At 70.3% G+C, this 26,674-nt stretch carries 26 protein-coding genes; 14 read left to right on the top strand and 12 right to left on the bottom strand.

What is annotated here, in order from left to right; genetic code table 11:
- The first annotated feature begins 159 nt into the window (after window positions 1-159).
- The gene (locus ACIA8Q_RS15395; protein ID WP_396317285.1) at window positions 160-1,878 is read left to right on the top strand and encodes a CocE/NonD family hydrolase; all 1,719 of its coding nucleotides are present in this window, start codon (window positions 160-162) and stop codon (window positions 1,876-1,878) included.
- A 149-nt stretch (window positions 1,879-2,027) separates the two neighbouring features.
- Window positions 2,028-2,246 carry a hypothetical protein gene (locus tag ACIA8Q_RS15390; protein WP_360220751.1) on the top strand — a complete coding sequence of 73 codons (219 nt, stop codon included), beginning with the start codon at window positions 2,028-2,030 and terminating at the stop codon, window positions 2,244-2,246.
- Between the two features lie 31 nt (window positions 2,247-2,277).
- Here the strand turns inward: ACIA8Q_RS15390 and ACIA8Q_RS15385 are convergent, their stop codons facing one another.
- Window positions 2,278-2,784 carry a MarR family winged helix-turn-helix transcriptional regulator gene (locus ACIA8Q_RS15385; protein WP_396317337.1) on the bottom strand — a complete coding sequence of 169 codons (507 nt, stop codon included), beginning with the start codon at window positions 2,782-2,784 and terminating at the stop codon, window positions 2,278-2,280.
- A 260-nt stretch (window positions 2,785-3,044) separates the two neighbouring features.
- Here ACIA8Q_RS15385 and ACIA8Q_RS15380 point away from each other — a divergent pair, with 260 nt between their 5' ends.
- The 3 genes from ACIA8Q_RS15380 to ACIA8Q_RS15370 all read left to right on the top strand — a co-directional run bounded on the left by ACIA8Q_RS15380 (window position 3,045) and on the right by ACIA8Q_RS15370 (window position 5,860).
- Window positions 3,045-3,611 (top strand): isochorismatase family protein, encoded by a 567-nt coding sequence (locus ACIA8Q_RS15380; protein WP_396317284.1) that lies wholly within the window; start codon window positions 3,045-3,047, stop codon window positions 3,609-3,611.
- 99 nt (window positions 3,612-3,710) lie between these two features.
- Window positions 3,711-4,820 carry a CE1758 family FMN-dependent luciferase-like monooxygenase gene (locus tag ACIA8Q_RS15375; RefSeq protein WP_360220760.1) on the top strand — a complete coding sequence of 370 codons (1,110 nt, stop codon included), beginning with the start codon at window positions 3,711-3,713 and terminating at the stop codon, window positions 4,818-4,820.
- 233 nt (window positions 4,821-5,053) lie between these two features.
- The gene (locus ACIA8Q_RS15370; RefSeq protein ID WP_360220763.1) at window positions 5,054-5,860 is read left to right on the top strand and encodes a GntR family transcriptional regulator; all 807 of its coding nucleotides are present in this window, start codon (window positions 5,054-5,056) and stop codon (window positions 5,858-5,860) included.
- 178 nt (window positions 5,861-6,038) lie between these two features.
- Here ACIA8Q_RS15370 and ACIA8Q_RS15365 read toward each other — a convergent pair whose 3' ends face one another.
- The 8 genes from ACIA8Q_RS15365 to ACIA8Q_RS15330 all read right to left on the bottom strand — a co-directional run bounded on the left by ACIA8Q_RS15365 (window position 6,039) and on the right by ACIA8Q_RS15330 (window position 12,373).
- A complete protein-coding gene (locus tag ACIA8Q_RS15365) occupies window positions 6,039-6,536 on the bottom strand; it encodes an SRPBCC family protein (RefSeq protein WP_396317283.1) in 498 nt (165 codons plus the stop codon).
- A 127-nt stretch (window positions 6,537-6,663) separates the two neighbouring features.
- Window positions 6,664-7,569 carry a VOC family protein gene (locus ACIA8Q_RS15360; RefSeq protein ID WP_360220769.1) on the bottom strand — a complete coding sequence of 302 codons (906 nt, stop codon included), beginning with the start codon at window positions 7,567-7,569 and terminating at the stop codon, window positions 6,664-6,666.
- Between the two features lie 46 nt (window positions 7,570-7,615).
- Window positions 7,616-8,311 (bottom strand): class II aldolase/adducin family protein, encoded by a 696-nt coding sequence (locus ACIA8Q_RS15355; protein ID WP_360220772.1) that lies wholly within the window; start codon window positions 8,309-8,311, stop codon window positions 7,616-7,618.
- Window positions 8,308-8,742 carry a nuclear transport factor 2 family protein gene (locus ACIA8Q_RS15350; RefSeq protein ID WP_360220775.1) on the bottom strand — a complete coding sequence of 145 codons (435 nt, stop codon included), beginning with the start codon at window positions 8,740-8,742 and terminating at the stop codon, window positions 8,308-8,310. The genes ACIA8Q_RS15355 and ACIA8Q_RS15350 overlap by 4 nt, the downstream gene beginning before the upstream one ends.
- Before the next feature lie 41 nt (window positions 8,743-8,783).
- Window positions 8,784-9,245 (bottom strand): SRPBCC family protein, encoded by a 462-nt coding sequence (locus ACIA8Q_RS15345; RefSeq protein ID WP_360220778.1) that lies wholly within the window; start codon window positions 9,243-9,245, stop codon window positions 8,784-8,786.
- Window positions 9,246-9,345: 100 nt separating this feature from the next.
- Window positions 9,346-10,245 (bottom strand): VOC family protein, encoded by a 900-nt coding sequence (locus tag ACIA8Q_RS15340; RefSeq protein WP_396317282.1) that lies wholly within the window; start codon window positions 10,243-10,245, stop codon window positions 9,346-9,348.
- Complete coding sequence (locus tag ACIA8Q_RS15335) at window positions 10,242-11,438, bottom strand: NADH:flavin oxidoreductase (RefSeq protein WP_396317281.1); 1,197 nt, start codon at window positions 11,436-11,438, stop codon at window positions 10,242-10,244. The genes ACIA8Q_RS15340 and ACIA8Q_RS15335 overlap by 4 nt, the downstream gene beginning before the upstream one ends.
- The gene (locus ACIA8Q_RS15330) at window positions 11,435-12,373 is read right to left on the bottom strand and encodes a fumarylacetoacetate hydrolase family protein (protein WP_396317280.1); all 939 of its coding nucleotides are present in this window, start codon (window positions 12,371-12,373) and stop codon (window positions 11,435-11,437) included. Before ACIA8Q_RS15330 ends, ACIA8Q_RS15335 begins: the two co-directional genes overlap by 4 nt.
- A gap of 301 nt (window positions 12,374-12,674) precedes the next feature.
- On the opposite strand from ACIA8Q_RS15330, the gene ACIA8Q_RS15325 reads away from it, so the two are divergent.
- From ACIA8Q_RS15325 to ACIA8Q_RS15285, 9 genes are all read left to right on the top strand, one after another.
- Window positions 12,675-13,469: a 2-keto-4-pentenoate hydratase gene (locus tag ACIA8Q_RS15325; protein WP_396317279.1), complete on the top strand. Its 795-nt coding sequence runs from the start codon at window positions 12,675-12,677 to the stop codon at window positions 13,467-13,469.
- The gene (locus ACIA8Q_RS15320; RefSeq protein WP_360220793.1) at window positions 13,466-14,371 is read left to right on the top strand and encodes an acetaldehyde dehydrogenase (acetylating); all 906 of its coding nucleotides are present in this window, start codon (window positions 13,466-13,468) and stop codon (window positions 14,369-14,371) included. The genes ACIA8Q_RS15325 and ACIA8Q_RS15320 overlap by 4 nt, the downstream gene beginning before the upstream one ends.
- Window positions 14,368-15,423, top strand: a complete 1,056-nt coding sequence (gene dmpG, locus ACIA8Q_RS15315; protein WP_396317278.1) for a 4-hydroxy-2-oxovalerate aldolase — start codon at window positions 14,368-14,370, stop codon at window positions 15,421-15,423. Before ACIA8Q_RS15320 ends, dmpG begins: the two co-directional genes overlap by 4 nt.
- Window positions 15,420-16,199: a 2-keto-4-pentenoate hydratase gene (locus ACIA8Q_RS15310; protein ID WP_396317277.1), complete on the top strand. Its 780-nt coding sequence runs from the start codon at window positions 15,420-15,422 to the stop codon at window positions 16,197-16,199. The genes dmpG and ACIA8Q_RS15310 overlap by 4 nt, the downstream gene beginning before the upstream one ends.
- Window position 16,200: 1 nt before the next feature.
- Complete coding sequence (locus ACIA8Q_RS15305) at window positions 16,201-16,419, top strand: 4-oxalocrotonate tautomerase family protein (protein ID WP_396317276.1); 219 nt, start codon at window positions 16,201-16,203, stop codon at window positions 16,417-16,419.
- Window positions 16,419-17,897 (top strand): aldehyde dehydrogenase, encoded by a 1,479-nt coding sequence (locus ACIA8Q_RS15300; protein WP_396317275.1) that lies wholly within the window; start codon window positions 16,419-16,421, stop codon window positions 17,895-17,897. Before ACIA8Q_RS15305 ends, ACIA8Q_RS15300 begins: the two co-directional genes overlap by 1 nt.
- Window positions 17,898-18,701: 804 nt before the next feature.
- Window positions 18,702-20,651 (top strand): hypothetical protein, encoded by a 1,950-nt coding sequence (locus ACIA8Q_RS15295; protein ID WP_360220808.1) that lies wholly within the window; start codon window positions 18,702-18,704, stop codon window positions 20,649-20,651.
- A 419-nt stretch (window positions 20,652-21,070) separates the two neighbouring features.
- Window positions 21,071-21,292, top strand: coding sequence for a TetR-like C-terminal domain-containing protein (locus tag ACIA8Q_RS15290; protein ID WP_360220820.1), 222 nt, complete (start codon window positions 21,071-21,073; stop codon window positions 21,290-21,292).
- 159 nt (window positions 21,293-21,451) lie between these two features.
- Window positions 21,452-22,039, top strand: a complete 588-nt coding sequence (locus tag ACIA8Q_RS15285; RefSeq protein ID WP_396317274.1) for a TetR family transcriptional regulator — start codon at window positions 21,452-21,454, stop codon at window positions 22,037-22,039.
- 1,122 nt (window positions 22,040-23,161) lie between these two features.
- Here the strand turns inward: ACIA8Q_RS15285 and ACIA8Q_RS15280 are convergent.
- From ACIA8Q_RS15280 to ACIA8Q_RS15270, 3 genes are all read right to left on the bottom strand, one after another.
- Window positions 23,162-24,370: an IS110 family transposase gene (locus ACIA8Q_RS15280; protein WP_396317273.1), complete on the bottom strand. Its 1,209-nt coding sequence runs from the start codon at window positions 24,368-24,370 to the stop codon at window positions 23,162-23,164.
- 671 nt (window positions 24,371-25,041) lie between these two features.
- A complete protein-coding gene (locus tag ACIA8Q_RS15275; protein WP_360220814.1) occupies window positions 25,042-25,509 on the bottom strand; it encodes a cupin domain-containing protein in 468 nt (155 codons plus the stop codon).
- 139 nt (window positions 25,510-25,648) lie between these two features.
- Window positions 25,649-26,197 (bottom strand): YceI family protein, encoded by a 549-nt coding sequence (locus ACIA8Q_RS15270; protein WP_360220817.1) that lies wholly within the window; start codon window positions 26,195-26,197, stop codon window positions 25,649-25,651.
- Window positions 26,198-26,674 lie beyond the last annotated feature (477 nt).

Here is a 26,674-nt window from a genome sequence, read left to right as displayed (position 1 = left end):
GGACGTCGCCTCCCCGGGGGTGCCTTCAGTGGGCATCTTCGGCGGTGTGGCTGCGAACGCGACTTAATTTCCCTGTGTGTGGAAATGCTTCTTGCCGTGACGGGGTGGCGCGCGTACCGTGGGCGCCAATAATTTCCCTATGCGTGGAAATGAGGCGCCATGGCTCGGTTCAAGGCAGCGGGAGTGGAGCCCGGTCAGCGTCAGCTGAACGGGCCGCAGACCACGGGCCGCCAGTACCGCAACCTGTCCACAGCTCTTCATGGGACGACCCGCGAGGACAACGTGCCCGTCCCGATGCGCGACGGCACCCGGCTCCTCGCCGACGTCCACCGCCCCGACGCGGACGGCAGGTTCCCGGCGCTGATCGCGGCGGCCCCGTATCCCCGTCAGCTCCAGGACCTGGGCGCTCCTGCATCCATCATCGAGGCCGGCGCCAGCGACTTCTGGGTGCCGCGCGGCTACGCCCACGTCATCGCGAACCTCCGCGGCACGGTGGGCTCGGACGGGACGTACACCTTCTTCGACGAGCAGGAGCGCAACGACCTGTTCGACCTGGTCGAGTGGGTCGCCGGGCAACCGTGGTGCAACGGGAACGTGGGCATGATCGGCCTCAGCTACTACGCCATGACCCAGATGGAGGCGGCCACCCAGCGCCCGCCTCACCTCAAGGCGCTGTTCCCCTTCAACGTCACCGTCCAGGGCTGGGAGGCCACCTACCACAACGGCCTGATGAGCGCGGCTTTCGTCACCACCTGGTTCCACGCGCTGGGCGTCCTGTCCGCCCATGGCGACCGCCTCTACCGCAGGGGTCTGTCCCGTCTCCTGCGCAGGATCCTCGCCATTCCCGCCGTCCACCGCCGGTTCCACCGCACCGATCCCGTCCAGGCGACCCGCGCACTGGAGCTGATCACCCACTTCCGCCGCGCCGCCCACCCGTGGAACGACCTGCTGAGGGCGGTGGCCACCGAGCACCCAGTACGGGACGCGTGGTGGGACGAGCGTGACCTGACCCGACGGCTCGCCGCCGTCGACATCCCGGTCTACCTCGGCGGCGAGTGGTCCAACGTCGCTCTCCACCTGCCCGGTCTCTTCGAAGCCTGGGATGCGCTCGCCGACAATCCCCACGTGCGCATGGCCATGCTCGGGGACGACAGCCTGCCCTGGCCGTGGGAGAGCATGCACATCGAGGCCCTCGCCTGGTTCGACCACTGGCTCAAGGGGCAGGACACGGGCATCCTCGAAGGCCCTGTCATCCGGTACTGGCTGCCCGGGGCCGACCAGTGGCGTACCGCCGACGCCTGGCCGCCGCCGGCCGCGCACATGGCCCTGGCCCTCAACTTCGACGGCTCGCTGGCGGTCGACGAGATGCCGGGCAAGCGCAGCTACGCCACCGACGGCGCCGACTCCATGCCCGGACGGCTGACCTGGACGAGCGCCCCCCTGCCCGGTGACCTCGACATGGTCGGCTACCCCGAACTGCGGCTGACCGCCACCAGTAGCGGGGACGACACGGGATGGATCCTGCTCCTGCAGGACGTCGATCCGGACGGCAAGGCAACCGACATCACCCAGGGCTGGCTGCGTGCCAGCATGCGCCACGTCGACGAGGCGGCGAGCGAGGTGGGCCGGCCCGTCCTTCCGATGAGGACCCGGGACCCCGTCCCCGTCGGGGAGCCGGTCGACTACCGCGTCCCGCTGGTCGCCAATGCCCGCCGGTTCCGCCGGGGGCACCGCATCCGGCTGATCCTCACCAGCGACGACACCCGTAAGGATTTCCGGCCCATGATGCTGTTCAGCCATGCCCCCGTCGGCATCGCCGGCGTCAACACGGTGCATTCCGGCTCACGCCTTCTCCTTCCGGTTCTCGGAGGGAAATGAAGGCGCCGCCCCACTCTCGCCCAGAGGGTGCCTCGGCGGCGACCGGACCAGGGCAGGCCACCCCCACCGAACTCTCGACTGTGCGCCGCGCCGCCCGGACGGGCCACCCAACCGACACAACCGTTCTTCACTCATGCCGGAGCGCTCTGATGACCACCAGGTCCATCCGTTCGGCCACCCCGCACCTGCGCCGCGCCGCATTCGCGATTGGTGGCGCCGTCCTGGCCGCGGCACTGCCGTGGACCGTTGCCAACAGTCTGGGCGTCGACCGCGGCAACGGGCCACGGACCCACGCGGTCGGCCTGTCCGTCGTCTCCGGACGTTCGTCGCCTCCCGCCCGTTTCGGCAATCCCACCCCTGCGCCGTGAGACGGTGACCGACCCGGGGCCGGCGCCGCGGTTACGACGTAGCCGACAGCGCGCCGGTCTCGGGCGGTGTGCGGTCGAGGTTGGCCTCGATTCTGGCCAGTACGAGCATGGCCTGTGCGTACTCGCCCTGTGTGAACCCCGCGGCGGTGATCGCCTCAAGATCCCGCCAGGCCTGTTGGACTCGGTCTCGCAGGGCCTGGCCGGCCCGGGTGGGCTTCACCACGACTGCCCGCCGGTCGTGCGGGGAGGGGCTGCGGGTGACGAATCCGGACTGTTCCAGGCGCTGCAACATCTTGGTGACGGTGGAGGGATCCAGGGCAAGTGTCTTGATCAGGTCGGCCTGGCGCTGTTCCCCCTGTGCCCAGAGCTGCATCATCAGCACCTCCTGCCCGGGGTACAGGCCCGTTTCACGCAGCAGGTTGGCCGCCGTGATCCGGTGCATGCGGGCCGCGCGGAAGAGCGCTTCGCTCATCGGAGCGTCGGCGACGGTCGGTACCGCGTCGTCCCTGTTCCGGGCCGATTCGGACGCTGGCGGCATGGTGGTCGATCCTCCATGAATGGCAGGCGGGTCGTTGGTCGACACATCATCTCACCCGGATGTGTTTGGTTGGCCAATTGAATCCGCATGTCGTGAGATGAGGCCAGATGCGATCGGATCCTGGTGCGGATATGGCGTGATTTCGGGGCATTTTGGCGGCCAATCCAGGCGTCCCGAGTGTGTGATAATTGGTCGGCAAATAATTTCGAGTCGGCCGCGCCCCTCCGTGCGCCTGCCCGGCTCGGCAGAGAGGTCTATTCGTGTCCGCACCGTCCTTCACCGCCGCCGACACGGCGGTGCTGCTCATCGACCACCAGGTGGGCGCCGTTGGGTGGATCCGCACCATCCCTTCTGACCGGATGGCGGCCAACGCCCTGGCTCTCGCCAGGACCGCCAGGGCGAACGGCATCCCCCTGTTCTTCGCCTATTCCACGGGCGCGTACCTCCCGGGCCCGCGGTCGGTCGCAGCGCGGGAGGATCGCCCGGAGGGCGAATTGGCGCGCATCGGCCGTCTTGCCGGTGTCCGTTCCGTGGACGAGGACTTCGCCTCCGTCGTGGGGGAGACCGGCAGGAAGAAGCTGATCATCGCCGGCGTCGGCCGCGACGTGTGGATCGTCCACTTCACCCTGACGGCACTGCGCCTGGGGTACGAGGTCGCGGTCGTCGCCGACGCGGGCGGTCCCCCGTCGAAGGCTGGGCAGGACTTCGCCGTGCGCCGCATGGCCAGGGCGGGAGCTGCCATCACTTCCACGGCCCAGATCCTGGCCGAACTCCTCCAACCCCAGGACGGTTGGCGCGGCGGAAGGATCCTGCCGTTCGTCAGGTAGCTCGTGCCGCAGGCAATGGCGACGCGGAGTGGAGAGCAGCGGCAACAGCCGTCCGTCACTCCGCTGACTTCCCCTTCCCTCCCATGTTCGGAGCTTTCGATGCAGTTCGGTACGTTCTCCATAGGCGACGTCACCCCCGACCCCGCCACCGGCCGGCCTCCCACTGAGCAGGAGCGGCTGAAAGCGATGGCCGCGATCGCGGTCAAGGCCGAAGAGGTCGGGTTCGACGTCTTCGCGACGGGTGAGCACCACAGCCCGCCGTTCGTTTCGTCCTCGCCGACCACCCTCTTGTCGTACATCGCCGCGAGGACCAGCAGCATCCTCCTGTCCACCGCGACGACTCTGATCACCACCAACGACCCGGTGAAGGTCGCCGAGGACTACGCCGTCCTCCAGCACCTCGCCGACGGCCGCGTCGACCTCATGCTGGGGCGGGGCAACGCCGGTCCCGTCTATCCCTGGTTCGGCAAGGACGTGCGCGAGGGCATCCCGCTCGCCATCGAGAACTACGCGCTGCTGCACCGGCTCTGGCGTGAGGAACTCGTCGACTGGACAGGCCGCTTCCGTACTCCGTTGCAGTCCTTCACCTCAGTGCCGAGGCCGCTCGGTGGAACACCGCCGTTCGTCTGGCACGGCTCCGTGCGCAGCCCCGAAATCGCCGAACAGGCCGCCCGCTACGGCGATGGCTTCTTCGTCAACAACCTCTTCGCGCCCAAGGACCACTTCCGCCGCCTGGTCTCCATCTACCGCGAGCGGTATGCCCACTACGGGCACGGCACCGAGGGGCAGGCGATCGTCGGCGTCGGCGGAATGGTCTTCGTGCGCCGCAACTCCCAGGACGCCGTGCGCGATTACCGCCCTTACTTCGACAACTCTCCGTTGGCCGGCTACGGATCGACGGTGGAGGACTACATGGAGCGAACGTCGCTCACCGTGGGAAGTCCGCAGCAGGTCATCGACAAGACGCTGACCTTCCGGGAGCACTACGGAGACTACAGTCGCCAGCTCTTCCACCTCGACGGCGGCGGCATGCCGCTGAAGGTCGTCCTGGAAACGCTCGACCTGCTCGGCGAGGAGGTCATCCCCGTCCTGCGCAAGGAGCTCGCCGCCCTGCGACCCGCCGGTGACCCGGACGCGCCGGCGCACGCCTCACTGCCCGTCGCGCGCCGGACCGGGCAGCGCACGGACGCCGACGGAAGAGCGCTATGAGCGCTCGCGGTCCCGGTGATCGAGACGGGTAGTACCGCGCGGTGCTCGCCTGTCCTGGAACACGTGATGCTCCCACCGGCTGCTGCGGAAGCTCCGGGTTCTCCGGCCGTCCGGCTGGCGAACCCGGAGGCCGGGGACTCCGGGGTGGCCCCGCCGCGTTGCCGGCCCGAAACCGGCCGCACCGTCGCCCGGCCGCGACTCAATGTGTATGCAGATACGCCATAATGGAGGGCATGCCTCAACCGATCATCGTCATCGACGGCATCGAGCCGCTGAACCTGACCGGCGTCCGGCAGTCGGTCGGACCGCTCCACGCCCTGCTGCGGGAGTGCATCCTCGACGGTCGGCTGGCGCCGGGCACCGTACTGTCACAGGTGGCGCTCGCGCGTCAGCTGGGGGTGAGCCGCACTCCGGTGCGGGAGGCGTTGCGCATGCTCCAGGAGGAGGGGTTCGTCGAGGCCGAACCCAACCAGCGGATGCGGGTGGCGGGTCTGGACCCGAGCGGGTTGGACGCCGACTACGCGATGCGCATCACGTTGGAGTGCCTGGCCCTCACCATGACGCTGGACGGCTTCGGCAGCCGGGTTGAACGAGAGGCCGAGGCGCAGCTGGCGGCGATGCACCGGGCCGCCCGCGCGAAGGACGGCGAGGGTTGGTTCGTCGCGCACCGCGAGTACCACCGCCTTCTCACCGCCGGGGCGGGCGAGCCTCTGCTGCGCCAGCTGGAGGCCCTGGCCGACCGCAGCGTGCGCTACATCCGCATCACCCAGCAGCTCGACCCAGAGAGCTGGCCCCGGGCGGGTGATACCGAGCATCCCGCGATCCTGGAAGCGGTGATCGCCGGAGACCGTGACGCCGCGGTGTCCCGCCTGGCCCATCACTTGGAGCGGACCGCGTTGAACGTGCTCGGGCAGCAGGCCCCCGGCTACAGGCCGCAGGCCGTGCCCAGGGCGATGGCTCTGGTCGGCGCCGGTCCGTCGCCCTGGGGCCCGGGGCAGGGGCGGGGGACCGGGCCGTTGGGACCCGACGAACGTTCCTGACCTCACCCGGCGGAGACGGGTGACCAGTGTGGACGGTGTCTCGTTCACTGTCGCACTGTCGCACTGTCGCACTGTCGCACTGTCGCACTGTCGCACTTTCGCTCCGACGAGCCGCAACGGCCCGCCGGACGTACCGGCGGACCGTCATGGGAGATGCGTGCATCCGGCAGGGTTCGCGTCAGACCGATCGGTCGTGCCGCTTGTTCTCGACGATGGCAGCTATGCGTTCGAGGCTCGTGGTCATGCCGCGCTGGAGGTCGCTTCGGCGGTCCTTCAGCCCGGCGAGGGTGTCGATGATGAACCAGCCGAACATTCTGACCTTCTTGAGCACCGTGTAGGACTCGGTGACCAGCGTTCCGGTGCCCTGCGGTTCGAACTGGTAACGCCACTCGATCGTGCCGGCGCCGACCTCGGTGCGTTCGAACGCGAAACTCCGGCCCGGTTCGGCCACGGTGACGACGGGCTTGTTCGGCCAGTCGGGAACGCGCCCGGCGTGGTTGATCGCCTTGAACCGCGCGCCCACCACCGGGCCGGTTGCCCCGTCGATCCACGTGCACCGAACGACCTCCGGCGAGTACTCCGGGGTCCGGGTGACGTCGGAGACCAGGGCGTACAACACCTCGGGCGAAGCCTCGATGTATCGCGATGCCTGGTCCGAAGTCAGCTCTTGCTTCATTTCTTCCTCTTGTGTGATTCGCGGTCCGTCATCCGGCGGCCGCGGGGAACGTGTCGAAGGTGGGCTCGGCGCCATCGGTCGGGTCGCCTGCTCCCAGGTGTCAGGACCGATGACGCCGAGGCGTCTCCTACGGCTTCGGCTCGGCGTTCCGCAGGAACTGCTCCGGCATCAGCGGGCACCACACCGCGGGCGGGACGTCCCAGTCCTGTGCCTGCCAGTCGTCGGTGATCTGGTCGATGTCGGAGAAGTACTCGATCCAGCTGCCCCAGGGGTCCTGGACGTAGTGGAACAGGTTGGAGCCCAAGGTGTGCCTGCCCAGACCCCAGCCGACGGTGTGGCCCTTGTCCGCCATGACCCGGGCGCCCATGGCCAGTTCGTCGACGCCCGCGACCTCCCAGCTGGAGTGGTGCAGGCCCGGATGGCTGCTCTGGATGAAACCGAAGACGTGGTGGTCGCCGGGGCCGGGGTTCATGAAGACGACCTTGCCGGTGATCCGGTCGGACACCCGGAGGCCGAGGGCGCGCTCGTAGAAGTCCTGTGAGCGGTTCACGTCCGAGGAGAAGACCAGCATGTGTCCCAGCCGCCGGGGGCGCGGCACCGCGTCCGCCTTGAGCCAGCTGGGCTCGTCCACGCGCCGGTAGTCACCGGGCACGTTCTGCTTGGCGGGTGCGACCGCGCGGGGCGCGGCGAGTTGCTGCTCGCGCACGTTGACCGCGGTGCCGTCCGGGTCGCGGAACCACAGTCCGCCCTCGGGACCGCCGGGCGGAGCGTCCCGCAGGGGGATACCGAGAGACTCCAGGTGACGCTGCAGTTCTGGCAGGGAGCCGTCGGGCGCCGCGAAGGCGACGTGGTGCAGACGCTTGTCGTGTCCCTCGACGAGCAGGGTCTGGTCCTGGTCCCGACCGTCGCAGCGCACGACCAACCGGTCGTCGCGTTCGTCGACGGTCAATCCGAAGTCGGTGTAGAAGTCCCTTCCTTCGGCCAGATCGGGCAGTTGCAGGCCGTAGTGGAGGAGTCCGCTGACGTGCAGCATGGTGCTTTCCTTCGTCGTTCGTGTGGGGTCCGGAAGTCCTCGTCGGTCACCGTGGTGATGGGCCGCCGAGGCTCCGCAGGTGTGCCCAGAGCCGGTCGAGCAGGGGCGGGCCGGCGGCCCGCCAAGCCGTGATCTCCTCGCCGGTGAGGCTGTGGATCGCCCCTGCCCGCCGGGCCGCGAGGTGCAGTCGGCAGGTGGTGTCGAGCAGCCACATGCGGGCGACGGCGTGCCCGGGGGTGCCGCCCGTGGTGAGGGCGCCGTTGCCGCGCAGGACGACCGCGTCGGCGTGGCCCAGCGTGCGGGCGGAACCTTCGGCGATGTCGGCCGAGCGCATGAGCCGCGCGTCGTCGTGGACGGGTACCGCTTCTCCGAGCAATGCGCCCTGCCCGTGCAGCGGCGGGATGGTGCCGGACGCCGTCCCCCCGACTGCGAAGGCGGATTCGGGGGTGGCGCGGGCGACGGCCCCTACGTCGGGTCGCGCCCGGTAGACGGCCAGGTGCGCCCACGCCTCGCCCGGCGCGCCCGCCGGCAACGCCTCCGTGTCCAGCGGGATGCTCAGGAGTGTGTCGGTGCAGGCGTCGGCGAGGTCGGCCGGGGGCGTGATCAGCATGTGGTCGCCGTGCCGTGCCGACACATGCCCGAACGCCGAGACCAGCCCCAGTGCCGCGAGGGTGCGTGCCGCGACGGCCACCTCCGCGGGCAGGGTGCCGGCGTATGGATCGACGGTCGTCCGCCGACTCATATCGCGAGCCCCCCGACGGCCTCGGGTGCAATGGCCGCCTCGGCGGCGAGTGCCGCGAAGAGCGGAGAGGCGTCGAGGTGGATCCGCAGCGAGGTGATCGCTCCCGAGGGGGCGCGGGCGATGACCGTGACACAGGGGAGCGTCAGCTCGGTGCCGCCGCGTGTGAGGTAGTGGACGCGGGCTTCGAGCAGCACGGTTCCCCGGTCGTCCACCTGCCAGCAGTTGCGCCACTCGTGTCGTATTCCAGCGAGTGCGGCGTGCAGGCCGTCCATTGCTTCACGTATCGCGACACGCCCGACCGCCGGCGGATTGTTACCGAACACCAGCTCCCCGTCGGGGGCGAAGCGGTCGAGGACGCGGTCGATCGACTGCGCGTCGACGTCGGTGTAGAAGGACTCGGTCCAGCCGATCCAGTCGGGCGTGTCGGTCATCTCTGTTCCTTTCGTCGGTGGGTTCCGCGGTTCGCGTGAGGTCAGGCGACGTCGGCCACGGCACAGCGACGCATGGCGTCGAGGGTCGCGGTGATGGCCTGGAGGTAGTCACCGGTCATCGTCGCGGCGATGGTCGCCTCGACCTCGGAGCCGCCGGGGACGCCGGACTGGACCAGGGCGAAGGTGAAGCGGAGCCGCAGGTCGTGGTCGTCGCCCTCGATCTCGTTGGCGATGGTGCCGAGCACCGGGCCCGACAGCCGGGTGAACACCACGCGGTGCGGCTCCTCGAGCGTGATCCGCTCACGGAAGTCGACCTCCCGGTAGCGGATGTCGCGGTCGAAGCAGGTGTCGTCGTAGCGCTCGACGACGGTGCAGTGGCTCATCGAGGGGACGAACGGCAGGGCGTTGTTGGCCTTGAGCACGAGTCCCTCCCACACCGCGGCACGGTCCAGCCGGGGCTCGCCGGGCTCGTTGACGGGCAGGACATGGGTCACGAAGATCATCGGTTCTCCTTCGCCGGCGGTGTCGCCGGGCTGGTGGGGATTGGGTACGGGTCGGCAGTGGTGCCGACCTGGCAGAGGGGCCGCCCGTGGGGCCGGGCGGCTACGACGCGGCGGGGTGCGCCGTGCGGGGCAGCTGGCGCTGCCGGGTCGTGGGCGCCACCCGACCGCGCCACGTGTCGAGGGACGAGGGCAGCTCGGGGTCGAACACGCGCGGGATCCACGCCGTGTCGGCCTCGATGAGTCGCCCGCCGACCGCGTACTCGTAGGTGAGGTTCTCGGGGCCGCGGAAGTAGAGGAACACCGAGCCGGACGTGGGGTGCCGTCCCGGCCCCATGACGATCTCCACGCCCCGGTCGGTCAGGAAGTGCCAGTTGCGCATGAGCGCATCGAGCGAGTCGACCTGGAAGTTGATGTGACACAGGCCGGCCTCCTCGCCCCGGAACACGGCGAGCTTGTGATGGACGGGGTCGATGCGCATCAGGCAAGCGCGGTCGCCGACCCAGTCCGACACGCGCGCATTGAACGTCGTGGACCAGAACCGGTGGGCCTCGTGCACATCCGGCGCGTCCAGGCACAGGTGCCCGAACTCGGTGATCCCGGCGTCGCGGGTGTGCCGCAACGGTTCGGCGGAACGGTACTGCGCCGCGGCCAGTTCTATGCGGTTGCCGAAGGGGTCGTCGAAGGCGATGTACTCCGAGACCCCGCGGGAGCGTGCCCCCGCCGGATCGCCGCGTTCGACCCGCAGGCCCTGCTTCTCCAGTTCGCTCTCCGCGGCCGCCAGGGCGTCGCGCCCGGCGACGGTGAAGCCGGAGGCGATGACGCCGGAGCGCCCCTGGACGAAGGTGAGGCAGTGACCCCGGGGGTCGGCCCGCAGATGCGCCACCCCTGGCTTGTCGGAATCGACCACTTCGAGGCCGACGATGTCACTGGCGAACCGGACGGCGCCTTCCAGGTCTTCGACGCCCGAGCGCACGTAGGCGATGTCGGTCAGGGTGATCACGGCGTGGTCCTCTCGTCGTAGCCGAGGTAGCCGCGCGCCCGAGCACTGTCCGGCCAGCGCTCGCAGAGCGAGCCGGTCAACTGGGTGCGCAGGCACAGCGACGTCTCGCAGCGGCAGGTGCGCAGGGTGTCGGCGGCGCCGGCCGCCACCTTGCGAGGCCAGTCGGGATCCACGAAGAGCGGCCGGGCCAGGCCCACCGCCTGCGCCTGCCGCGCCCGGAGGACCCGCGCCGCCTCCCGGGGATCGCCCAGACCGCCGTTGGCCACCACGGGGATCCGCACCGCACGCTGCAGTGCCTCCGAGTCGTGCACCGAGTAGCCCGGCTCCCCGAGTACGTCCGCATTGCGCGGAAGACGCATGGTCTCGAACGTGGCGGGGATCGCGAACAGGAAGGCGGCCCCTTCGTCCTCCAGCAGCGGAGCGAGCCGCACGGCGTCCCCCAGGCTCCACCCGCCCTCCACGCGCTCGTCGCTGAGCAGGTGCACTCCGACCGCGAAATCCCCACCGGTGCTCGCGGTGACCCGGCGCACCACCTCCAGCACGAGCCGGGTGCGCCCCTCGAAGTCGCCGCCCCACTGGTCGGTGCGCCGGTTGGTGCGCGGCGAGAGGAAGCCGGAGAGCAGGAAGCCCTGCGCCGCGTGGATGTCCACACCGTCGAACCCGGCGCGCTCGCACAGCCTCGCGGCCCGCACGAAGGCGTCGACGGTCTCCTCGATCTCCTCCGGCGCGATCTCCTGCGGGGTCACCACCCGGCCCGGCGTCAGCTCGAAGGAGACTGCCGACGGAGCGAGGCGGGGGCGGCACCCGTACTCCTCCCAGGGCCCCGCGTACCTGCCGGCGTGCACGATCTGCACGATCGCCAGGGCGCCGTGCCTGCGGATCTCGGAGGCCAGCCGCCTCAACCCGGGCAGCTGATCCTCGTCGCTCACCAGCGTCTGCAGCGGCATCTGCCGGCCCGCGACGCTGATCGCGAAGTTCTCGGTGATCACCACTCCGGCGCCGCCCTGGGCACGACGGGCGTAGTGCTCGATCTCGCGATCGGTCACGGTACCGTCCGGGTTGGCGTAGCCGACGGACATCGGCGCGTGCACGATCCGGTTGCGGGCCGTACGCCCGCCGAGGCGCAGCGGCGCGAAGAGCGGTGCGAAGTCCGCGGCGTCGGCTGCGCGGCTCGGGCCCATGCTGGAGGTCATCCCTGCTCCACGGTGTTCGAGGGCGCGGAGGCGAGAAGCGGTTCGGCCTGCCGCACGTCGTTGCCGAGCTCGCCGAGCGGTTCGATCCGGATGCGCAGCCGGTCGCCGTCCTGGAGAGCCAGGCCCTTGGCTGCCCCGACACCGGCCGGCGTACCGGTGGCGATCACGTCGCCCGGCTCCAGCGTCATCAGCGCACTTGCGGCCGAGACGAGCTGCGCCACGGTGAAGATCATGTCCTTGGTGTTCCCGTCCTGTTCCAGTACGCCGTTGCGCCACAGCCGGATGGGCAGCGCCTGCGGATCGGCCACGAACCAGGACGGCGTCACCCCGGGGCCGATCGGTGTGAAGGTGTCGCGCCCCTTGGACGCGAGCCAGTCGTAGGCGAACGGGGGCGCCAACGGGTTCGGCCGGGCGTGCAGGCCGCGCGCCGAGACGTCGTTGACGATGGTGTAGCCCGCGACGGCCTCCAGCGCCCGTTCCACAGGCAGCCGGTGGGCCCGTCGTCCGATCACCACGCCGAGTTCGGCCTCCCAGTCCACGCGGGCCGCAGGGTCACGGGGGATGGAGACCGCCTCTCCGGGCCCGACGATCGCCGTCGGCGGGAGCAGGAAGAAGTACGGTTCCATGCCGTCGGGTAGCGTCCCGACACCCATTTCCCGCAGGTGGTCGTGGTAGTTGGCGCCGGCGAAGACCAGCTTGCCCGGACGCGGCAGAGGCGCCAACAGCTCCACGGATTCGAGAGGTTCGCCCTCGGCGGGCCGCCAGGCGCGCAGGACCGGCTCGAGCTCCGCCCAGTCCTGCAGCGCCGCCCCCACGTCGGGATACCGCGCCAGTACCGGGTGGCGTCGAACCCGTCCCTCTGCGTCGGTGGCGGCGACGAACGACGCGGCGCTAGGCCCCTCGGCCCGGCAGGTCACCAGGTTCCATACGGACATACGAACTCCAGGCATCGATTGTTTGCCGCGCCATGATTCGGGAGCAGTGGCGCCAGCACGCTGAAGTAGGGAGGCCAGCTTGGCGCTGGCGGCTTGCTGGAACACAGTGCATACAGTTTCGGCCGTGGTCAATAGGTCGACCAAGTATTGACTTCGCTGGGCGAAAGTGTACACAGTTTGAGAGCGCGGCTTGCCCGGACGTGCCAGGCGGCGCACTCGACAGACCCGCACAGACCCGATCGGAGATCGTCATGACGGATGTCGCCGCAGTTCCGGCGGGGCAGGCCGAGGGGGTGCCGTCATGACCGCACCGCCCCTGAGCGAGGTGGCGGACGCTCTTCTCGCCGCTCACCACAGCCAGGTTCCGGTCGAACCGCTCGAGGGCACGTACCGCGGGCTGACGCTCACGGACGCCTACGAGATCCAGCTGCTGCAAGTCCGCCGCCGCGTCGCCGGCGGCGCGCGGATCAAGGGCCACAAGGTCGGCCTGTCGTCCCCCGCCATGCAGCGGCAGTTGGGGGTGGACCAGCCGGACTACGGCCATCTGCTGGACGACATGTTCTGGCTGGAGAACGCCCCCGTGCCGGCCTCACGGTTCCTTCAGCCGCGGGTCGAGCCGGAGATCGCCTTTGTGCTCAAGCGTCCCCTGGCCGGACCGGGAGTCACGGTCGCGGAGGCCGCCGCGGCCGTGGACTTCGTCCTGCCGGCGCTGGAACTGATCGACTCACGCATCCGCGACTGGCGCATCGGGATCGTCGACACCGTCGCGGACAACGCCTCCGCCGGCGGCGTCGTCCTCGGCAGCACCCCGGCCCGGCTGACGGACGTCGATCTCCGCCTCGCCGGCTGCACGCTGCACCGCAACGGCGACCTGGTCGGCACCGGTGCGAGCGGCGCGGTGCTCGGATCGCCGCTGACCTCACTGGTCTGGCTGGCCAACACCGTCGGCGCACGCGGTGTGGCCCTGGAGGCGGGACACGTCGTGCTGCCGGGTTCCGTCACCGCTTCCGTCCCCGTCGGCGCGGGTGACACCGTCACCGCCGCCTTCGCCGGGATCGGCAGCGTCACGGCACGCTTCACCGAGGAGAGTTCATGAGCAAGGTCACCGCGGCCATCGTCGGCCCGGGCAACATCGGCACCGACCTGCTCGCCAAGCTGATGCACAGCCCGACGGTCGAGGTCCGCTACATGGTCGGCGTCGACCCGGCATCTGACGGGCTGGCCCGGGCCCGCGACCTGGGTCTGGAGACGTCCGCGGAGGGAGTGGACTGGCTGCTGTCGCGCGGCGAACCACCGCAGCTGGTGTTCGAGGCGACCTCCGCGAAGGCGCACATCGCGAACGCGGCGCGCTACGCCGCAGCGGGCATCCAGGCGATCGACCTGACCCCGGCGGCTGTCGGCCCGCTCGTCTGCCCGCCGGTGAACCTGGAAGAACACCTGGACGCCCCCAACATCAACATGATCACCTGCGGCGGGCAGGCCACCCTCCCGATCGTGCACGCGGTCTCCCGCGTGGTCCCGGTCGAGTACGCGGAGATCGTCGCGTCGATCGCCTCCCGGTCCGCCGGACCCGGAACCCGCGCGAACATCGACGAGTTCACCGAGACCACCTCGCACGCCATCGAGCGGGTCGGCGGCGCAGGCAAGGGCAAGGCGGTCATCATCCTCAACCCGGTCGACCCGCCGATGATCATGCGCGACACGGTGTTCTGCGCCATCCCGGAGGATGCCGACCGGGACGCCATCAACGAGTCCGTCGCGCGCATGGTCGGCGAAGTGGCCGCGTACGTCCCGGGCTACACGCTGCGGGCGGACCCCCAGTTCGACGATCCGCGCCCCGAATGGAAGGGACGAGCCCGGGTGGCCGTCTTCCTCGAGGTGCGCGGCCGGGGCGACTACCTGCCGCCCTGGGCAGGAAACCTGGACATCATGACGGCCGCGGCCGCTCGCGTCGGCGAGCGGCTGGCGGAAGCCCGGATCACGGCGGTGACTTCATGACCACCCTCACCAACGCCCAGCAGCCGCGAGCGCTGCGGATCACCGACTCCACCCTCAGGGACGGTTCGCACGCCATGCGCCACCAGTTCACCGAGAATCAGGTGCGCGGTGTCGTACACGCCCTCGACCAGGCGGGCGTCGAGGTCATCGAGGTGGCCCACGGTGACGGCCTCGGCGGCTCCAGCTTCAACTACGGCTTCTCCGCCGTGGACGAGATCCGGCTGATCGAGGCTGCCGTCGACGAGGCGACCCGGGCGAAGATCGCCGTGCTGCTGCTGCCCGGCGTCGGCACGGTCACCGACCTGAAGCGCGCCCACGCCGTCGGCGCGGATGTGGCCCGGATCGCCACCCACTGCACCGAGGCCGACACGTCCGCCCAGCACTTCGCCGCCGCGCGCGAGTTGGGCATGGAGACGGTCGGCTTCCTGATGCTCTCGCACCGCATCGGCCCGGCAGAACTCGCCGCCCAGGCGAGGATCATGGTTGATGCCGGTGCCCAGTGCGTCTACGTCGTCGACTCGGCCGGGGCCCTGGTGCTGGGCGACGCGCAGGCCCGGGTCGAAGCCCTGGTGCAGGAGATCGGACACGAGGCCCAGGTCGGCTTCCACGGCCACCAGAACCTCTCCCTCGGCGTCGCCAACTCGGTGCTCGCCTACCAGGGCGGTGCCCGGCAGATCGACGGTGCCCTGTGCGCGCTCGGCGCCGGCGCCGGAAACGCGCCGACCGAGGTGCTCGCGGCCACCTTCGAACGCCTGGGCATCCCCACCGGCCTGGACGTCGGCCTCGCCCTGGCCGCCGCGCAGGACGTGGTCAAGCCGTTCATCCCCCGGCTGCCGTGGATGGACCGTTCCTCGATCGTGCAGGGCTACGCGGGCGTCTACTCCAGCTTCCTGCTGCACGCCGAACAGGCCGCGGAACGCTACGGGGTACCCGCCCACGAGATCCTCCAACGGGTCGGCGAGGCCGGATACGTCGGCGGCCAGGAGGACATGATCATCGACATCGCGCTGAGGCTGGCCGAAGAGCGCGAGAAGGCGGGGATCGGCCGATGAGCTGGGACATCGCCCGCGCCGCCACCGTTCTGCTGGCGGCCGAGGACAACCGCACCGACCGCGGTCCGATCACCGACGAGTGGCCCGGACTCGACCTGGACACCGCCTACGCGGTCCAGGACGAGACGCTGCGCCGCCGACTCGACCGGGGCGAGCACATCGTGGGCATCAAGCTCGGCCTGACCTCGCGTGCCAAACAGGAGCGGATGGGCATCGCTGCGCCCCTGACGGCCTGGCTGACCGACGGCATGCTGCTGCCGACCGGAGCTCCCGTCCCGCAGGGCCGGCTGATCCACCCGCGCGCCGAACCGGAGATCGTGTTCGTGATGAAGGACCGGCTGGCCGGTCCCGGTGTCACCGCCGCCACCGCCCTGGCCGCGGTCGGCTCGGTGCACGGCGGCATCGAGGTGATCGACAGCCGCTACCGCGACTTCCGTTTCACCCTGCCCGATGTGGTCGCCGACAACGCCTCCTCCGGCCGCTTCCTCACCGGCCCGGTCGGTGTGGCGCCCGAGGCGCTGGACCTGGCGATGGAAGCCTGCCTGGTCGAGGTCGACGGCCAGGTCGCCGACAGCGCCACCGGTGCCGCCGTCCAGGGCCATCCCGCCGAGGCCCTGGCCCTGGCCGCCAACGAGCTCGGCCGCCGGGGCCTGGCGATCGAGCCCGGCTGGCTCGTGCTCACCGGCGGCATGACCGATGCCGTACCCGTACCGCCCGGCACCACCGTCGCGGTGCACTTCACCCACCTCGGTTCGCTCCACCTGACGGGAGGCTGACATGCCGCTGATCGAAGTGACGATGGTCCACGGACGGAGCCCGGAGGAGATCCGGTCGCTGATCCATGAGCTCACCGGGGCGGTGGTCCAGGCTCTGGACATACCGCGGAGCAGCGTCCGCGTGGCCGTCCGGGAACTGCCGAAGACCCACTGGGCGGCCGGTGACGTCACCATCGCCGAGCGGGAAGCGGCGACCACGACCGGGGAGGGGACGCGCTGATGGAGTTCCACGGTCACGTCATCGACGGCGAGGAAACGGCCTCGCTCTCGGGAGCCGCGTTCTCCTCCACCGATCCTTACACCCGCCAGCCCTGGGCGGAGGCCGCCCTCGGCGACAGCGCCGACGCCGACCGCGCGGTGAGAGCGGCTCGCCGCGCCTTCGACGACGGCCCCTGGCCGCGCATGGGCACGGCGGAGCGCGGCCGGATTCTTCACCGCCTGGCGGACCTGATCGAGCAGAACGCGGAGGAACTGGCCCAGGCGGACACCCGGGACATGGGCAAGCCGATCACCCAGTCCCAGGGCAACGACGTACCGCGCACGGCGGCGAACTTCCGTTTCTTCGCAGACCACGCGAGGCTCTCCACCTCCGAGAGCTACCCGATGGACAGCGGCCACCACGCCTACACGCGCTTCGACCCGGCCGGGGTCGTCGCGGCGATCGCGCCGTGGAACTTCCCGATGATGCTGGAGTCCTGGAAGGTCGCCCCGGCCCTCGCCTGGGGCAACACGGTGGTGCTCAAGCCGGCCGAGGACACCCCCGTCTCGGCCACGCTCATGGCGCGGCTGGCCCTGGAAGCGGGCATGCCCCCGGGCGTGTTCAACGTCGTCCACGGGTACGGCCCCGACTCGGTCGGCCAAGCCCTCACCGAGCACCCTGCCGTGGACCGGATCACCTTCACCGGCGAGTCCGGCACCGGCCGCGTCATCGCCGCCGCCGGCGCCCGCAACCTCACCCCGGTCAGCCTCGAACTCGGAGGCAAGGGAGCGAACATCGTCTTCGCCGACGCGGACCTGGACGGTGCCGTCGAGTGGTCGATCCGCGCCGTGTACACCAATTCGGGCCAGGTGTGCCTGGCCGGCTCCCGCTTGTACGTCCAGCGGGAGGTGTACGACGAGTTCCTCGCGCGGTTCGTCGCGGCGGCGGACGCCATGGTCGTAGGCGATCCCAAGCACCCGTCCACCCAGATCGGACCACTGGCCTCCGCCGAGCACCACGCCAAGGTCGCCGGTTACGTGGACACCATCGCCGAACAGGGCGGGACGCTCCGCACCGGTGGTCGGGGCGAGGGCTGGACCGTACGCCCCACCGTCGTCACCGGCATGCCCCGTACGGCCCGTCACGTCCGGGAGGAGATCTTCGGGCCGGTCGTCGTCGTGATCCCCTTCGCCACCGAGGCAGAGGCGATCGAACGCGCCAACGACACGCCGTACGGGCTCAACGCGATGCTGTTCACCGAGAACCTGCACCGTGCCCACCGCGTCGCGGCAGCGCTCCGGGCGGGCACGGTCTGGGTGAACTGCTTCTTCGTACGGGACCTGCGGGCCCCCTTCGGCGGCGTGGGCGACTCCGGGATCGGGCGCGAGGGCGGTACGTTCAGCCGCGAGTTCTTCACCGAGCCCAAGGCAGTGGTGATGCAGATCGACCCGGCCCGTCCCGACCGGCCCCGGGACGGCCGGCGACGATCGGCACCGTGACCGGCCACCGCTACGGCGAAGTCGGCGGGCCGGGCCCCGGCAGGCGGCGGGGTTCACCGACCTTGAAGGCACAGCGCCCATAAGTGTTCCAAGGGCGCGGCGATCAGGGGGAGTCGGTGCTCACCGATGCCGTGGTCCCGAAGAGTCCGCCCTGCGGGTGGCGACGGATCTGCGCTCTGCCGCGGTGACGTCACCTGCTTGCTCGCCGCGTTCCTCGGGGCCCGGCCCGCTCACGCCGCATCACCATCCGTGCCAGTACTGGCACTTGCCGGCCGGCTTAATTTCACCATATGCTGAAACTAGTTTCCACAGTCGAGGAAATTGGAAGGTCTGTCATGCGCACGCTCAAAGATGCACCACCGCCGCACCCTCACTGATCCCTTGCCCCCTTCACGACCGTGGTCGGCGACGCGCCACGGTGTCAGGGCCGCCGACCCCGGGGCGGGCAGAGCCAGCGGGGCCGCCGCTGCCCGCCCCGGCGGCTTCCCCGCTTGAGGGGGATGGATCGAGGGCCCGGCTGCATCGCTGCGCCCTGCGGCGGGTCTTTGAGAATTCGGGGTTCGTGCTTGGAGATGGAGGTGGATGGTGTCGCCGGCTGTGGTGGCCGGCGTCTTCGGAGGGGGTGCGTGATGGCGAACGGCTCACGGCACGTGGAGCAGGCAGCTTGGTGGGGCGGGACAACCGACCGATGCCACCTTCCAGTCCGGGGCCTTCCGGTGCTGGTGTGTCGTCTTCGAGGTTCTGTCACGCGTGCGCGGTGAGGTTTTCCGGCCGGCTGATCGTCGGCCCATACATCGATCAGGAATGGAATCACTGATGTTCGAAAGAGCTGGAAACGGGTCGCCCGCAGTGCCTTGGTTGCGCGCCGGTACGGCGCACCTGCTGACCGTGGTGTCGGCTGCGGCTGGGCTGGCGGTGCTCCCGTCGGGTGCCGCGGTGGCGGCGGTGGGCGGCGGTAACCCTCCCGCCGCGAAGCAGATTTCGGTCGCCAGCGACCCGACCAACGGCGCGGTTGTCGGTGAAGTGGATCCGAACGGCAACGCCTGGGTCCAAGAGGGCTCCGGCTCGCGGATCCAGCTGCCGTACACCGGGGTGAGACAGATCGCGGTCGCCAGCGACCCCGCCAACGGCCCGCTCGTGGCGGTCCTGGTCAACGGCACGGAGTACGCCTACCAGGGCAACGCAGGTGGGCTGACCGGCAAGGACAACTGGGTCGCCGAAGTGTCCGGTGGCGTCACGTCGATCGCGGTGGCCACCGACCCCACCCACGGCCCACTGATCGCGGCCGTGCAAAACGGCACCGCCTACGCCAAGCAGGGCGGCCTGCGCGCGTCCTGGGTCACCGAGTTGTCCGGCGGCGTCACGTCGCTCTCGGTGGCCACCGACCCCTTCCACGGCGCAGTGATCGGTGCCGTGCAAAACGGCACCGCCTACGCCAAGGAAGGCGGCCTGAACGCGGGCTGGGCTACCGAATGGTTCGGCGGCCCACTGCCCGGCAGCCAAGGGTCCAACGGCTTCACGTCGATCGCGGTGGCCACCGACCCCACCAACGGCCCACTGATCGCTGCCGTGCAAAACGGCACCGCCTACGCCAAGCAAGGCGACGTGGCCTCGTCGGGGGTCACCGAGTTGTCCGGCGGCGTCACGTCGCTCTCGGTGGCCACCGACCCCACCAACGGCCCACTGATCGCTGCCGTGCAAAACGGCACCGCCGTCGCGGCTCAGGGCGCCCTGAACGCGGGCTGGGTCACCGAAGTGTCCGGCGGCCCTACGTCGATCGCGGTGGCCAGCGACCCCACCAACGGCCCGCTGACCGGGGTCGTGGCCAACGCTTACGGCTTCATCCACCAGGGGAGACCGACCAATTTCTCGCCAGGCCTCGGCGACCAGGTGACGCAGAGTTCGGTAGCCGACGGCGTGACGGGCTACGTCTACTCCAGCGGCAACGCATACGTCAGCACCTCCTCCGGCTGGCGGATCCAGCTGCCGTACACCGGGGTGAGTCAGATCGCGGTCGCCAGCGACCTCACCAACGGCCTGCTCGTGTCGGTCCTGGTAAACGGCACCGTGTATGCCTACCAGGGCAACGCAGGTGGGCTGCCCGGCAAGGTCAACTGGGTCACCGAAGTGTCCGGCGGCGCCACGTCGATCGCGGTGGCCAGCGATGACATCAACGGCCCGTTGATCGGGGTCGTGGCCGACGGCACCGCCATGGCCAAGCAGGGCGGCCTGAGCGCGGTCTGGGTCACCGAAGTGTCCGGCGGCGCCACGTCGATCGCGGTGGCCACCGATCCCACCGATGGCGGCCCGTCGATCGGGGTCGTGGCCGACGGCACCGCCATGGCCAAGCAGGGCGGCCTGCGCGCGTCCTGGGTCACCGAAGTGTCCGGCGGCGCCACGTCGATCGCGGTGGCCAGCGATGACATCTACGGCCCGTTGATCGGGGTCGTGGCCGATGGCACCGCCTTGGCCAAGCAGGGCGGCCTGAGCGCGGTCTGGGTCACCGAATGGTCGCTCGACGTGACGTCGATGGCGGTGGCCACCGATCCGATCAACGGCCCGTTGATCGGGGTCGTGGCCGACGGCACCGCCTACGCCAAGCAGGGCGGCCTGCGCGCGTCCTGGGTCACCGAGTTGTCCGGCGGCGCCACGTCGATCGCGGTGGCCGCCGTCCCTCCCCACGGCGCGTCGATCAGCGTCCTGTTCCGCGTCCCCTACCTCAAAGTAGGCAGCCTGGACGCGTCCTGGCAGTAGCCGCGTCGGCCGTCTCGTTTCCACAGGAGTCGGCCTCCTGGTGAGCCTCCTGTACATGCTCGCCCTCACCGACGGCGTCGGGTATCACCGCACTCGCGGTCCCGACGCCCGTCGGCGGCCTTCCCTACAACGGGGCCGGCATCACCATGGCCGACCAGCTCCTGTCGGCCCCGATGCACCTGATCGTCGGCGCCGTCGTGATCCCCACCTTCGTGATCACCTCACTGCGCCGGATCTGACACCGGCTCACGCCGCCTACGGACCTGGTGGCCCATGACGCCCAGACTCATCCCCGCGTGACCGCCGCCGAGGTGAAGCCGAAGGCATCGAGGGCGGACCGGTAGGGTGATCAGGCGGACCTCGTCGCCCCGGTCGGCCAGCAGGCGGGCGGTGGCCGTGCGCTCCCGCGATCCACGCCGCTGCCGGAGGTGGTACGAGTCTACCTGCGCAGGCTGATCGATCAGCAGCCCGGAGAGATGCCCGAGGAACTGCTGGACGGGGTGTTGGCGGGTTGGGTCCACCTGTTCGGGCTGGTCAGCTTCGAGGTGTTCGGCCGGATGGAGGCGACCATCGATGCCGGCCGGGAGTACTTCGAAGACCAGATGGGCCTGATGGCCGATCTGGCAGGGCTGCCCGCCTAACGACGAGCGTTCCGCGTACGCGCTGCGGACGCGGGAGGGCGCCTGGCGACCGTGTGGGGTGTCGGGTGCCCGGGAGTCGCCGGACTCTTTCAGCGTATGATGAAATTGTGGTGGGCGGCAGGTGCCGTCCCCTTCGACCTGATGCGGAAGGTGATGCGGGTGAGCGGGCGGGGCCCCCGGGGAGAGCGCGGCGAGCAGGCGGACAAGATCCTCGCCGCCGCCCGCAGATCATTCGCCACGCGCGGGTACGCCGCGACCTCGCTCCGTGCGGTCGCCGTGGAGGCCGGCGTCGACCCCGGCTTGGTGCACTACTACTTCCGCACCAAGCCCGGACTGCTGGAAGCGGTCATGCAGCCCCCCGTGGAGTTCGGGGCCGCAGTGGCCGCGGCCGCCGAGCGACCGCTCCACGAGCGAGGGCGCGCGTTCGTGGAAGCCAACCTCCGCCTGTGGGAGGACCCCGCCTCCGCCGAAGTCCTGCGCGCCATCATCCTGACCGCTGCTCAGGAGCCCGCCGCCATGCAGCGCCTGCGGCAGTTGTTCTCCGAGCTCGTCCTGGCAGTCGTCTCCCACAGCCTGCCCGACGCCGAACGCACCCTGCGCGCCAGTCTCATCGCCACCCAGATCGTCGGCATGGTCATGAACCGCTACATCTGGCAGGTCGGCGACATCGCGTCGCTCTCCGCCGACGCCGTCACCGAACTCCTCGCCCCCACCATCCAGCGCTACCTCGTCGACCCCCTGCCGTAACCGGCGGTCTCCGCCGTCAATCCCGCACTGACGCCGCCAGCGCCAGGGCTTCCGTAGCGACAGCGACCACGGCACCCACGCCGCCTACGACGACGCCATCCGGACGGCCAGCGGCCTGGTCTGGTTCAACCGTCAGATCTCCGGACGGCCGCACTACGTGCCCACCGTGCTGGTGGACAAGATCTGCGGCATGCATCGCCAGGTCGGTCCTGGCCGCACTGCACTGTCGGGAACACGGCCGCACGGGCCATCACCTCAAGGTCCCGATGGTCGACGCGGTGCTCGCCTTCAACGTGGGAGGGTGCCGCCAGCCTGAAGCCGGACGGGGAGCTCGACCCGCCCACCCGGCCCCGACCGCCGAACGATCCGCCGACGGCTGGATGTTCGTCCTGTACCAGAGTGGCCGTAACCGGCGGGACTTCACGCCTTCGCCGGCTGCCTCGAACTGGCCGGGGATCCGTCCTTCGTAACCGGTCCCGACTGCGCCCACCACGCCGACGACTTCAACCAGGTGATGGCGGCGCTGATACCACGGCACAACGTCCCCGACGGCATGCTGCTCGGGCGGCGCGGCGACGGCTGGACGTGCGGTTGTTTCGCAGGCGCGTTCGGGAACACGGCCGACCACGGGGAACGTGTGCGACGCTACCCGACGGACATGTCGGACTCAGAGTGGGCGATCGTCCGGCCGCTGCTGCCGGTGCCGGGCTGGGGCCGGCCGGTGGTGGATTGCCACCGCGCGGCCCCTCCCTCCCGGCCGCCGACCCGGTCGGCGCTGCCCGCCCCGGGTGTGCTGACCAGCCGGTCGCCACGTTTGCGCGCCTGCTCTCCGCCAGGGGCCACCTTCGTCGGCCCCGCGGCGTAGAGGCGAAGCGGCCGGCGCAGCGGGCTCGGGTGCAGGACCTGATCCTGCGGGTGATCGGCCCGGGCCGCGCAGCCGGACGGTGCACCGGCCCTCGGGGCCGTAGGGAGCGTTGTCGTGCGAGTGCGACGGGTGCTCGCGGGTGCCGCGGCGAGCGCTGTCGAGGCAAACCGCAGGCCGGGTGACCCAGGTCCCCAGTGCTGGTCAGGTTCTCGCGGGGCGGGGGGGTGCCTCTATGTCCTTCGTCAAGGCTGCGCGGGTCATGCTGATGTGGATTCGGGGGTGCGGGTCTCGTAGAGGGTGCCGTCGCGGAGCATGGCGAACAGGACGCTGATGCGTTGGCGGGCGAGGCGGAGGAGGGCTTGGGTGTGGGTCTTGCCGCGGTTTCGTTGCCGGTCGTAGTAGGTCCGGGAGTCGGGGTCGTGGAGAGCGGCGAACGCGGAGAGGAACATGGCCCGTTTCAGGAGCCGGTTGCCGGTTCTGGGGGCGTGTTCGCCGTGGATGGAGGATCCGGAGGACTTCGTCGCCGGGGCGAGGCCGGCGTAGGAGGCCAGGTGGGCGGCTGTGGGGAAGCTGGTGCCGTCGCCGACGGTGACCAGCAGGGTGGCGGCGGTCCTGACCCCGACTCCGGGCATCGAGGTCAGGACCTTGGAAAGAGGGTGGGCCTCCAGCAGTTCGCCGATCTGGGCTTCGACGGCGCGTCGCTGTTCGTGGACGGCGGCGAGCGAGCGGGCCAGGGAGGGCACCACGACGTCCAGGGTGGTGGTGCCGGGGACGACGACGGTCTGCTGGTCGAGGGCGTCGAAGATCTCGTCGACCAGGCGTTCGGCCATGCGCGGGGCTTTGGGCCGTATCAGGGTGACGAGTCTTCGTCGGCCGGCTTTGCGCAGGGCGGCCGGGGAGCCGTGGCGTTCGAGTAGGTGGGTGACGGCGGGGTGGTCCAGGCGGGGCCCGAGGACGCGTTCGAGGGAGGGGTGGAACTGGGTGAGCAGGCCGCGTAGGCGGTTGCTGGTGCGGGTGGCCTCGGCGGCGAGGTCCTGGTCGAAGCCGGTCAGGACGGTGAGCTGGGCGGCGGTCTCGTCGGCGAGTTCGAGGGCGCGCAGGGTGTGGGGCATGGTGCGGGCGGCGTCCGCGATGACGTGGGCGTCGCGGGCGTCGGTCTTGGCCTCGCCGGGGTAGAGGTCGGCGATGCGGCGCATCGCCAGGCCGGGCAGGTAGGCGACCTCGCAGCCGGCGTCACGGGCCACGGCGAGCGGCAGGGCGCCGATCGAGGCCGGCTGGTCGACGATGACCAGCACGCGGCCGAACTTGGCGGTGAGCTTGTCGAAGACGGCCCGCAGTTTCGGTTCGCTGTTGGGCAGCCGCTTGTCGAAGACGGTCTTTCCGGCTGCGGTCAGGCCGTGGCCGTGGTGGTCGCCCTTGCCGACGTCCAGGCCGAGGAAGACCGCGATGTCACTCGTGTCGAACACCGAACCCCCCGAAGGTCGTTCACCGTCCCGGCCTCGCCCGTCGGCACCGTTCGCGCGCATCCACGTTACGCAGACCCGACACCCGTCAGCGGCCGGGCGTTGCGCTCGGCCGGGTGCCGGTCAGGCCTCTCATCAGCGGTCACACGGTGCTCCGGGCCCGGTGACACCACCCCCCAGGTCATGCGATCGACAGGGGGCAACAGTCATGCCGGACCCGGAGGCCAGGAGCCCCATTTCAGGGCCACAAAGAAGGTAACGGGGCGGGAACGGTCGCGTACCCGAGGAGCGGGGCCGTCGAGCAGGTGGATCAGGTGGCCCCGGGTGTCGAGCATCCACCCGTGGCGGAACCGCAGTACCGATTCGTCCAGGGGAGGGGGCCGGTCGGGGTTTGCGTGCGATCTGTACCACGTTGTGTCCGCCGGCGTCCGGTGCTCCGCGGCTCCGGTGCGCCGCACGGCCACACCAGTCCGTCGCGGCGACCTCGGCCTCGGAAGCCGCCGTGTCCGGTGGACACGTGCGCCTGTCAGGCCGCTCGTGTGGTCCTTCCGTGTCGACGCACCCGTCCCCCGGCCTCCGTGGCGCACCATCTTTCGTCATCCGGATGATGGGGGACCACGGGACAGGCCGGGGCGGAGGCCGGGGAGCGCCGGTGGCGGGCGGTGGGTAGGTGGTCAGCGAGGCGGCCCGAGGATGACGTTGCCGTGCAGGGAGGCGGCTTCGCGGAGGCGGTCCGTGTTGAGCTCGAACCCCGCGGGGCGGGGGGTGGTGATGTCGCGTCCGGCATGCCGGAACATCTCCTCGATGCCACCGGGGGTGGTGATGAGGAGGAGGTCCGCGCGATGGGAGGTGATGCGGTAGCTGTGGGGGATGTTGCGGGGCAGGTAGATGGCGCCGCCTTCGGACAGTTCGTGGCATTCGTCGCCGGCCCACACCAGCGCATTGCCCTTGAGGAGGACGAAGACCTCGTCCTCGCGGGTGTGGAGGTGGAAGGGCGGGGCCTCGTCCTTGGGGACGTCGAACAGTCCGACGGTGAGCTTTCCTTCGGTGGCCTGGCTGTCGAGCAGGATGGTGAGCAGCCCGCCGCCGAGCCACTCGAGGGTCTGCTGCTGGTCGGGATTGGCGAGGTAGGGCATGGTCATGCCGGTCTCCGGAATGGATGCGGTGGCCCAGAGGCCGAGGGGGGAGGGGCGAGGCGCCCCGGACGCGGTGGCAGTACTGCGGGTTGGTGCGCGGGCGCCATCGGTGACGCCGGATGTGCCGTGGAGGAGAGAGGCCCTGCTAGCGGCGGGTGAAGCGAGTAATGAGGGTGACGGTGGTGAGGCCCTTGATCATTCCGGCCCTGTTCCAGCTCATGCCGAAGTCATTGCGGTCGATGATGACCTCGGAGCTGAGGGTCACGTCGTCAGGGCCGGCGGACGTGGTGCGGGAGCTGAAGGTGATCGGGCGGGTCCTCCCGAGCACGGTGAGGTGGCCGGTGACCTCGGCGGTTCCGGCGTGGTCGACGGCGACGCCGGTGGCGGCGAAGGTGAACGTCGGATGCCTCTGGACGTCGAAGAAGTCCGCAGAGCGCAGGTGATTGTCGAGCTTGGCCTGCTTGCTGTGGATCGACGCGGCATCGATGGTCAGCGTGCCGTGTACGGAACCGTCGAGGCCGATCTCGCCTTCTCCATCGAGCCGAGTGAAGGCGGCCGTGACCGTGGCCAGCCCCCACACCGACTTCTGCTTGATCTCCACTGATGACCTGGTCGCGTCCAGGACCCAGGAGCCGGCGGTGAGGCCGGATGTTCCGGTGCGGGGTTGGGAGGGGTTGGTCGGGTGGTTCGTCATGGCGACCGCCTTTCATTGTGGGGCAGGGAGTGAGCTTCCGCGCGGAGTTGCTCGGCCGCCGACACCGCGGGCGGGTGCAGCAGTTCCTTCCGCTGCGGTGCCTGCTTGGAGCCCGGTCGTGATCAACTCTCGGTTTCATCGCCCGTGGAAACTAATTTCAGCGTATGATGAAACTATCGTAAGCGGCAAGGGCCGCTCCCGACCGCCCAGGGGCCACCGCGTCCTGAGATGAGGCCGAGGCCCGTGCCCGGCCGGGCCTACGCCGTCCCGGGGCGCCGCATCGCCTGCCGCGGGCCGTGATTGACGACGCTGCTGGCGGGGCTGTTACGGCCCGAAAGACCTCCCCACGAGACACGTACGAAGACGCACGAGGAGCACAGAGTGAGCAACGAGAGCCTGGCCAACCTGCTCAAGGAGGAGCGGCGTTTCGCCCCGCCGGCAGAGCTCGCCGCAGCCGCCAACGTCACCGCGGCCGCG

The organism is Kitasatospora sp. NPDC051705 (genome assembly GCF_044453265.1).
Classification (GTDB): Bacteria; Actinomycetota; Actinomycetes; order Streptomycetales; family Streptomycetaceae; genus Kitasatospora.
Note: the sequence above shows the minus strand (reverse complement) of the source record. Positions and strands in the feature narration are given on the sequence as shown.

Bases quoted from the DNA above. Each gene is read 5' to 3' on its own strand.
- ACIA8Q_RS15370 (WP_360220763.1), top strand. From the start codon at position 5,054: ATGCCTCAACCGATCATCGTCATCGACGGCATCGAGCCGCTGAACCTG.
- ACIA8Q_RS15270 (WP_360220817.1), bottom strand. From the start codon at position 26,197: ATGACGAACCACCCGACCAACCCCTCCCAACCCCGCACCGGAACATCC.
- ACIA8Q_RS15360 (WP_360220769.1), bottom strand. From the start codon at position 7,569: ATGCTGCACGTCAGCGGACTCCTCCACTACGGCCTGCAACTGCCCGAT.
- dmpG (WP_396317278.1), top strand. From the start codon at position 14,368: ATGACCACCCTCACCAACGCCCAGCAGCCGCGAGCGCTGCGGATCACC.
- ACIA8Q_RS15275 (WP_360220814.1), bottom strand. From the start codon at position 25,509: ATGACCATGCCCTACCTCGCCAATCCCGACCAGCAGCAGACCCTCGAG.
- ACIA8Q_RS15305 (WP_396317276.1), top strand. From the start codon at position 16,201: ATGCCGCTGATCGAAGTGACGATGGTCCACGGACGGAGCCCGGAGGAG.
- ACIA8Q_RS15320 (WP_360220793.1), top strand. From the start codon at position 13,466: ATGAGCAAGGTCACCGCGGCCATCGTCGGCCCGGGCAACATCGGCACC.
- ACIA8Q_RS15295 (WP_360220808.1), top strand. From the start codon at position 18,702: ATGGAATCACTGATGTTCGAAAGAGCTGGAAACGGGTCGCCCGCAGTG.
- ACIA8Q_RS15335 (WP_396317281.1), bottom strand. From the start codon at position 11,438: ATGACCTCCAGCATGGGCCCGAGCCGCGCAGCCGACGCCGCGGACTTC.
- ACIA8Q_RS15310 (WP_396317277.1), top strand. From the start codon at position 15,420: ATGAGCTGGGACATCGCCCGCGCCGCCACCGTTCTGCTGGCGGCCGAG.
- ACIA8Q_RS15365 (WP_396317283.1), bottom strand. From the start codon at position 6,536: ATGAAGCAAGAGCTGACTTCGGACCAGGCATCGCGATACATCGAGGCT.
- ACIA8Q_RS15350 (WP_360220775.1), bottom strand. From the start codon at position 8,742: ATGACCGACACGCCCGACTGGATCGGCTGGACCGAGTCCTTCTACACC.
- ACIA8Q_RS15390 (WP_360220751.1), top strand. From the start codon at position 2,028: ATGACCACCAGGTCCATCCGTTCGGCCACCCCGCACCTGCGCCGCGCC.
- ACIA8Q_RS15300 (WP_396317275.1), top strand. From the start codon at position 16,419: ATGGAGTTCCACGGTCACGTCATCGACGGCGAGGAAACGGCCTCGCTC.
- ACIA8Q_RS15345 (WP_360220778.1), bottom strand. From the start codon at position 9,245: ATGATCTTCGTGACCCATGTCCTGCCCGTCAACGAGCCCGGCGAGCCC.
- ACIA8Q_RS15395 (WP_396317285.1), top strand. From the start codon at position 160: ATGGCTCGGTTCAAGGCAGCGGGAGTGGAGCCCGGTCAGCGTCAGCTG.
- ACIA8Q_RS15375 (WP_360220760.1), top strand. From the start codon at position 3,711: ATGCAGTTCGGTACGTTCTCCATAGGCGACGTCACCCCCGACCCCGCC.
- ACIA8Q_RS15325 (WP_396317279.1), top strand. From the start codon at position 12,675: ATGACCGCACCGCCCCTGAGCGAGGTGGCGGACGCTCTTCTCGCCGCT.
- ACIA8Q_RS15355 (WP_360220772.1), bottom strand. From the start codon at position 8,311: ATGAGTCGGCGGACGACCGTCGATCCATACGCCGGCACCCTGCCCGCG.
- ACIA8Q_RS15330 (WP_396317280.1), bottom strand. From the start codon at position 12,373: ATGTCCGTATGGAACCTGGTGACCTGCCGGGCCGAGGGGCCTAGCGCC.
- ACIA8Q_RS15385 (WP_396317337.1), bottom strand. From the start codon at position 2,784: ATGCCGCCAGCGTCCGAATCGGCCCGGAACAGGGACGACGCGGTACCG.